General features: G+C 43.7%; 1 protein-coding gene. It reads right to left on the bottom strand.

Annotated features, from left to right (window positions below; all coding sequences use genetic code 11):
- Window positions 1–126 precede the first annotated feature (126 nt).
- The gene (locus SPADD19_RS00305) at window positions 127–1545 is read right to left on the bottom strand and encodes a C69 family dipeptidase (RefSeq protein WP_061454896.1); all 1419 of its coding nucleotides are present in this window, start codon (window positions 1543–1545) and stop codon (window positions 127–129) included.
- Between the last annotated feature and the right edge of the window lie 438 nt (window positions 1546–1983).

Here is a 1983-nt window from a genome sequence, read left to right as displayed (position 1 = left end):
CACAGTTACTCACGCTCCTGCAAACTTCATTCGGTCGTATGTAATTTTCTCTATTTTAATCGATTTTCAAAAGTTTGTCAATCATTTCTGAAAATATATTGTAAACCACCTGAAAATACACGGTTTTTAATCACTCAAGGAGAAGTGATTGGTCATAAGGTTGCTAGCATCGAGCAAAATCTTGTCCAAGAGTTGATCTGTCGCTTCCTGGATTTGATCACTCATGGCTTGATTTTCCGCCTCAAAATCAACGGTTTCACCTGCTGCAAGTGCACGATCGACTTTATTGATGCGCGCATGTCCCCAGGCCATTGTCGTTTCTTGGTAATCGTCCAAATCACCAACATGGTGAGCATAGTGAGAATCTGCCAGTCCCGCAATAATCCGGTTGGCCCAGTAGAAGGAATCCGTTGTTACCTTAGCCGTCGTATTGGCAAAGTAGTCTGGCGTTGTATCCACTTGGGTAAAGAAAGGAACGGCTGTATTGTAAGGCATGGAGCCATAAGAAATCCATTGGATACCTGTCGTTTCTTGTGGTTTATTGGGACGCAATTGCAGAATTGCTGTCTGGCTGGTCCGGTTGATCCCGATCGTCCGGAAGGTCCGCTGACTCACGTGATCTCCTTCAGGACCATAAGGATCGTAGATAGTGTCTTGGTAGTGGTTGCTCAAGATATATTTGACATCTTCAATCGTTACCTTACGATAAGGTTTTTGACACCAAGGAATCTCAAAGCTCCGTGGATCCTGCTCGATTTCAGGATTGAGGAAACGCTGGATGGCCCAAGCCCGCGGTGTATTGTAGTGACGGTCCTTGTCTTTTTGGCTACCAAAGGCATAGCGTGGATTAAAACCTTTCCCTTCTTGATCCAGAATTAAATGGTGCTCTGTGACAAAATGTTCAAGATCCGGGTCACAAAGAAACTCATCTGGATTGCCAAATTCAAAATAATCACTTCCCAGTTGGTTCGGGTTGGTCACATAGGCATCATCAGGGACACGACGCGCCATCCAGTGGTGACCTCCGATGGTCTCCAACCACCAGATTTCATGGACATCTGAAATGGCAATCCCGTTAGACTCATAAGTTCCGTACTCTTCCAAGATCTTCCCGAGACGCAAGACCCCTTCGCGGGCAGTCTTGACATAAGGCAAGACCAAGGTCAACATGTCTTCCTCACCGATGCCACTCTCTACAAGAGGATCTGCCCCTAGCACACGGCTATTGGTCGTAATGGTCTCTGTCTCACTCATAGCTACATTGTAGACATTGATCCCAGCTTCTCCCCAGATCCCGTCTTTAGGAATCGCATCTGGAACCGCTGTATAGCGAACTGGATTATCTGGTAAGTCGATTTCAAAAGTTGATAAAACAGACTTGTAATGACGCGGTTGATCTTCTGGTTTGACCACGATCAATTTCTTGGGCGTAAAAACGCCATTTTGAGAATCCTCCGTTCGTGCTACAATGGTCGAACCATCATAGCTAGCATTTTTTCCGACTAGAATCGTTGTACACGAATCTGCACTTTCACGTTTACGCATGCGTATCCTCCCAAATCATTCATTGCCTCTATTATAGCACTTTTAAAAGGGAGGACCTACTGAAAATCAGATTTAAAAGCAAATCCTTTTCAACAACTTTCAATCATTTTCATTTTATAAAATTTTAAAAACCCTAGCTGTTTATCAGCTAGATTCAGATTGAAGAAAAAGTTATCTTAGAAACTTTCCTTAGGTGAGCACGGACGTCTGCGAACTTCAAAGAAGTTCCATGACTAAATTAAGATACAGAGGGCGTCTGCGGATAAAGTCAAAATAGGAAGTTTGACGCAGAATCTTTCGATTCTAGGAGAACTTATCTTTTTGACACAATCCGCAGCCCTTGTTCAATTTGTATTGAGCCCCTTCGCTCTTTAATTTCTGTGCTCAGGCTAAAACAGTTTCCCAAACTGTTTTACTCTCAATAATTCCGAGTGCCTG

This window comes from Streptococcus parasanguinis, from assembly GCF_001578955.1.
Classification (GTDB): Bacteria; Bacillota; Bacilli; order Lactobacillales; family Streptococcaceae; genus Streptococcus; species Streptococcus parasanguinis_U.
This window is presented reverse-complemented; position numbering and strand designations above follow the sequence as displayed.

Coding starts and splice junctions, on each gene's coding strand:
- SPADD19_RS00305 (WP_061454896.1), bottom strand. CDS start 1,545: ATGCGTAAACGTGAAAGTGCAGATTCGTGTACAACGATTCTAGTCGGA.